The 5,511-nt window shown below is 59.4% G+C and carries 5 protein-coding genes and 1 pseudogene; 3 read left to right on the top strand and 3 right to left on the bottom strand.

Going from position 1 to position 5,511, the window contains the following annotated elements:
* From ACRER8_RS12485 to ACRER8_RS12475, 3 genes and pseudogenes are all read right to left on the bottom strand, one after another.
* Window positions 1-447 (bottom strand): annotated as a pseudogene (locus ACRER8_RS12485) (GGDEF-domain containing protein); the annotation flags it as partial.
* A 295-nt stretch (window positions 448-742) separates the two neighbouring features.
* Entirely contained in the window at window positions 743-1,339 is a 597-nt protein-coding gene (locus tag ACRER8_RS12480; protein WP_431746576.1) for a superoxide dismutase, read from the bottom strand.
* Window positions 1,340-1,700: 361 nt separating this feature from the next.
* Window positions 1,701-2,303, bottom strand: a complete 603-nt coding sequence (locus ACRER8_RS12475) for a LysE/ArgO family amino acid transporter (protein ID WP_431746575.1) — start codon at window positions 2,301-2,303, stop codon at window positions 1,701-1,703.
* A gap of 111 nt (window positions 2,304-2,414) precedes the next feature.
* On the opposite strand from ACRER8_RS12475, the gene ACRER8_RS12470 reads away from it, so the two are divergent.
* The 3 genes from ACRER8_RS12470 (at window position 2,415) to ACRER8_RS12460 (ending at window position 5,388) form a co-directional block, all read left to right on the top strand.
* Window positions 2,415-3,314 (top strand): LysR family transcriptional regulator ArgP, encoded by a 900-nt coding sequence (locus tag ACRER8_RS12470; protein WP_431746574.1) that lies wholly within the window; start codon window positions 2,415-2,417, stop codon window positions 3,312-3,314.
* Window positions 3,315-3,449: 135 nt separating this feature from the next.
* Window positions 3,450-4,448 carry an NAD-dependent epimerase/dehydratase family protein gene (locus ACRER8_RS12465; protein ID WP_431746573.1) on the top strand — a complete coding sequence of 333 codons (999 nt, stop codon included), beginning with the start codon at window positions 3,450-3,452 and terminating at the stop codon, window positions 4,446-4,448.
* Window positions 4,449-4,530: 82 nt separating this feature from the next.
* Window positions 4,531-5,388 carry an ATPase gene (locus ACRER8_RS12460; RefSeq protein ID WP_431746572.1) on the top strand — a complete coding sequence of 286 codons (858 nt, stop codon included), beginning with the start codon at window positions 4,531-4,533 and terminating at the stop codon, window positions 5,386-5,388.
* Window positions 5,389-5,511: the final 123 nt, after the last annotated feature.

Here is a 5,511-nt window from a genome sequence, read left to right as displayed (position 1 = left end):
GTAAGTGGCGGTGTCCAGGGTGATGCGCAGATCCCCGTAGTACTCGCTGTAGGGGCTGCGGCCGACCAGTTGCGTGGTGAAACTGCGTTCCTGGCCAAGAATCAGATCAGTCAGCCAGCGAGTGGGCGATGCCTTGAGGTCGCGGGTTTTTTCCGCGAGCAGGGTTTCGTTAGGGTGCCCGATGGAGGCCATGCGCACGGCCTTGTCCTGAAACAGACCCTCGATGACCTGCATGCCCATTTCCCGGTCCAGGCTATAGACGGCCTGGGTCGAGGGGTCGCGGAACATGTCGAGAATCCGCTCGGCGTCAGTGGCGACGGCCTGCCGAGTTTTATAGGCGTCGTAGACAATCTGCGCACAGCTGAGCACAACGCCCACGACCAGCGCCGATAACAACACCACACGCAGCAGCTTCACCGACAAGCTGTTTTTGAGTTCCAGCTTCAAATGGGCATTCCTTCATCCATGCTGCTTGCAAGCATCGGCAATGCAGACCTGTGCAGTCAAGAACGTGAACATCCCTGACTCGGTTCATTCTGATGACGATTGACATGCAGGCAAGTAAAGCGATCGATACTGTGTCGGTTAACAGGCGGCGGAACTTGAGCCTCGTTTCGTCGATTCACGCTGAAACTGATATTAGTCCGCTATCGTTTTCTGACAATACATAAAGGACGAACAGAAGGCGAAAAAAAACCCGGCCAGGCCGGGCTTTTTTTTGAAGCAGCTATCTGACGCCGTATCAGGCGGTGAAAGCCTTACCTTCGAACTGTTCAGCGACGAACTTCCAGTTCACCAGGTTCCAGAACGCCTCGACGTATTTTGGACGCAGGTTGCGGTAGTCGATGTAGTAGGCGTGTTCCCAGACATCGCAGGTCAGCAGCGGAGTGTCACCGCTGGTCAGCGGGTTGCCGGCGCCGATGGTGCTGGCCAGGCCCAAAGAGCCGTCAGCCTTCTTCACCAGCCAGCCCCAGCCAGAGCCGAAGGTGCCGATGGACGTCTTGCTGAACTCTTCCTTGAACTTGTCGAACGAACCGAATGCAGCGTTGATGGCATCAGCCAGCGCGCCAGTTGGTTGACCGCCGGCGTTTGGCGCCAGGCAGTTCCAGTAGAAGGTGTGGTTCCAGACCTGGGCTGCGTTGTTGAAGATACCGCCCGAGGAAGATTTGACGATTTCTTCCAGAGTCTTGCCTTCGAACTCAGTGCCAGGCACCAGGTTGTTCAGGTTCACGACATAGGTGTTGTGGTGCTTGTCGTGGTGGTATTCCAGTGTTTCCTTGGAGATGTGCGGTGCCAGAGCATCGTGTGCGTACGGCAGCGGAGGCAATTCGAAAGCCATGGTAATTCTCCTAATCAGGTCAGTTGCGGTTAGCGCAAGGCCGATCACGGGCGGCCAGACATAACATACGCCGGCGAGTTTTTACTCTTTGCGACGCAGGGGCTGGATCATAGCACCGGGTCCGGCCCATAACCACGCAACAACTGTGTGGGATAGAGGTTCCAGAGCTGTGCCGGAGAATCGATGGGAAGCGTCGATGGAAGTAGAGGCCGCCGGTTGTCGCGCCGTGAAGGGGCTGCGCGCGATACCTGTGGGAGCGAATTCATTCGCGAAAGGCCGGTGCATCCAATACACACTCATCGCCTGGCGCGGCGTCATCGTGAATGAACTCGCTCCCACAGGAGATCGCCGAAGAGGCAGATCAGGCGCTTCTGACCAGTTGCACCGCCACACTGAACATCATCACCGCTACCATCAAATCCAACAGGCGCCAGGTAGCGGGACGCGCTAGCCAAGGGGCGAGCCAGGCGGCGCCGATAGCCAGGGTCGAGAACCACAGCAATGACGCACTGGCGGCGCCGGCCACGTAAGCGCCCGGTTCTGTCTGCTGGGCGCCGAGCGAGCCGATCAGCAGCACGGTATCCAGATAGACGTGGGGGTTGAGCAGCGTCACCGCCAGCGCCGTCAGCAACACGGCGCGTCGCGAACGCTGACCATTGGCGTCGCCCTCCTGCAAACTCTGCGGCGACAGCGCGCGGCGTAAGGCCTTGGCGCCATACCACAGCAGAAACACCACCCCGCCCCAACGTGCGACCGCGAGCAGCGTCGGATTATGCGCCAGCACATTAGCCAGGCCGAACACCCCGGCAGCGACCAGCACCACGTCGCAGAGAATGCACAGCACCGCAACCGACAAGTGATGTTCGCGACGCAGACTCTGCGCCAATACATAGGCGTTTTGCGTGCCGATGGCCATGATCAGGCCAAACGCGACCAACAGGCCGTTGAGGTAGCTTTGCCACATGGGTGCCTTGCTCCAAAAATAACGCTGACGCGAGAAAATCGATGTGGCGATTGTCAGGGGATCGCGGGTATAAGGAAAACCAATAATACTGATCGCTCATTAGGAAAAATGATGTTCGATTACAAATTGCTCTCCGCGCTGGCTGCGGTGGTCGAGCAGGCAGGTTTCGAGCGTGCGGCGCAGGTGCTGGGTCTTTCGCAATCAGCGGTCTCGCAGCGGATCAAACTGCTCGAAGCGCGCATCGGCCAACCGGTACTGGTACGCGCCACGCCGCCGAGCCCGACCGACATTGGCCGCCGTTTACTCAACCATGTGCAGCAGGTGCGCCTGCTGGAGCGCGACCTGCAAAGCGTGGTGCCGGCGCTTGACGAAGGCGGGGTGCCGGAACGCCTGCGGATTGCTCTGAACGCCGACAGCCTGGCGACGTGGTGGGCGCCGGCGGTGGGTGATTTCTGCACCGAGCACCATTTGTTGATCGACCTGGTGGTGGAGGATCAGGACGTCGGCCTCAAGCGCATGCGTGCCGGAGAGGTCGCGGCGTGCTTGTGTGGCAGCGAGCGTCCGGTTGCCGGAGCGCGGAGTCTGTTGCTCGGCGCCATGCGCTATCGTGCGTTGGCCAGCCCCGACTACATTGCCCGACATTTCCCGGACGGTTTCACCCCGCAGGCGTTGGCCCGGGCGCCGGCGCTGGTGTTCGGCCCGGACGATTTCCTCCAGCATCGCTATCTCGAAGCGCTGGGGATCGAGGGCAGTTTTCAGCATCATCTGTGTCCTTCGTCCGAAGGTTTTATCCGCATGACCGAAGCCGGAATGGGTTGGGGGCTGGTTCCCGAATTGCAGGTTCGCGAGCAGTTGGCGAGTGGCAAACTGGTGGAATTGTTGAGCGATCGCTGCATCGATGTGCCCTTGTACTGGCATCATTGGCGCAATGGCGGGCAGTTGCTGACACGCTTGACCGATCATCTGGCAAAAAAAGCCGGGCGATGGCTGGTGCCGCTGACGGCGCAGTGAGCGTCAATGCTCGCAATAGCCAAGATGACAGCGACAGAGGCACTGCGGTGTCTGATTTCGATTCAGTTCTCCTGTTTGGCCGAGGTGTTTTCCCGACGGTCATGTGAGAACAAAGCAAGTAAAACGGAGCGGTAAATGAAGATTCTGGTCACCGGCGCAAGCGGCTTCATTGGCGGACGCTTTGCGCGGTTTGCCCTGGAGCAGGGGTTGAGCGTTCGGGTCAACGGCCGTCGCGCGCAAGGCGTCGAGCATCTGGTGCGACGCGGCGCCGAGTTCATCCAGGGCGATCTGAACGACCCGGAACTGGTGCAGGCCCTGTGCGAAGACGTCGAAGCCGTGGTGCATTGCGCCGGCGCGGTCGGCACCTGGGGGCGGCGCCAGGACTTCCATCTAGGCAACGTTCAGGTCACCGAAAACGTGGTCGAGGCCTGTCTCAAACAACAGGTGCGCCGTCTGGTGCACCTGTCATCGCCTTCTATTTATTTCGACGGGCATTCGCACTTGGACATCCGCGAGGAACAGGTGCCCAAGCGCTTTCACAATCACTACGCCGCGACCAAATACCTGGCCGAGCAAAAGGTGTTCGGCGCTGAGGAATTCGGGCTGGAAGTCATTGCCCTTCGCCCGCGTTTCGTCACCGGGGCGGGCGACACCAGTATCTTCCCGCGATTGATGCAGATGCAGCGCAAAAATCGCCTATCGATCATCGGTAACGGTCTGAACAAGGTCGATTTCACTAGCATCCAGAATCTCAACGAAGCGTTGCTCAGCAGTCTGCTCGCCACAGGTTCGGCGTTGGGCAAGGCGTATAACATCAGCAATGGCACGCCGATCCCGATCTGGGATGTGGTCAATTACGTGATGCGCCAGATGCAGTTGCCGCCCGTCACGCGTTACCGCTCCTACGGGCTGGCCTATAGCGCAGCGGCAATTAACGAGGCGGCGTGCATGCTCTGGCCCGGTCGACCTGAACCTACGCTGTCGAGAATCGGGATGCAGGTCATGAGCCGAGATTTCACCCTTGATATCAGCCGCGCTCAGTATTATCTGGAGTATCAGCCCAAGGTCAGCGTCTGGACTGCGCTGGACGAGTTCTGCAATTGGTGGAAAGCGCAGCACGGCGCCGCGTTGTAAAACAGCCGGCGATTGGGATGTTCCTAACGTCTGGCGGGTATACTGCCGCCATCAAGATTCAACGGCTTTCAAAGGGAACCGCATGCGCAAAGATCCGTATGACGACGTCGATGACGTCCCGAGCCTCAGCGCCAAAGATGATGACGATGACTTCATCCCGACCGCCGGTGCCCGCGAGCGCACCACGGTGTATTCGCGCACGACCCCGGTGGTCAAGGTCAAAGCCCCCGGAACCGGCGCGTTGTGGACGTTGATCGGTGCGTTGTTCATCGCGTTCTGTGGTCTGGGCTGGTGGAGTTTTCAGCAGGTTTCGTTGATGGAGCAGCAACTGGTCGCGACCCAGGAGAGCTTCGCGCGTATCAGTGAGGAAGCGGCCGGGCGGCTGCAGGACATTTCCGGCAAGGTCGTGGCGACGGAATCTGTGGCCAACAGCGGCGGTGAGGCGTTGAAAGCGCAGATCAAGGCGCTGCAGGATCAATTGGCCGATCAGAGCAAACAGCAGCAGGGCGTGGCCGGGGCGCAGGGCGGTCTGGACAAGCGGCTGGAGCAGATCGCCACGCAAGTGACGCAACAGCAGGGGACCAATCAGCAGTTGCAGGATCAGATCAAGGGTTTGGCGACGGAGTTGGCGGCTGTGAAGGCTGCCATGCCAGATGGCAAGTCGGCGCAGTCTGAACAGGAGCGTCTGGATTCGCAGATCAAGGGTTTGAGCGCGGATGTGGCGAATCTGAAGAAGAGCAATAACAGTCAGGCGATCGAGCGTCTGGAGCAGGACATGATCGTGCTCAAGAGCGAGCAGGATAATCGTCCAGCTGCTGCATCTTCTGGGGCGAGCACGCAGGAGTTCGATGCGTTTCGTGGGCAGATGACTCGGAGTTTGAACACGTTGCAGAGTCAGATTCAGACATTGTCGCAGCAGATCAATTCGCGTCCGAAGTGACGACGGTTTTGAGTGTGATTGGCGCGGGTTTCTGCGAGAGCTAACGCTTTGCCCGTTCATGTCGACATCAACTCAACAACGGCACCCTCAAGCCATCCCCTGTAGCAGCACGGCTTGCCGGCG

Origin of the sequence: Pseudomonas sp. (genome assembly GCF_050739935.1) — a bacterium.
Lineage (GTDB): Bacteria > Pseudomonadota > Gammaproteobacteria > Pseudomonadales > Pseudomonadaceae > Aquipseudomonas.
Note: the sequence above shows the minus strand (reverse complement) of the source record. Positions and strands in the feature narration are given on the sequence as shown.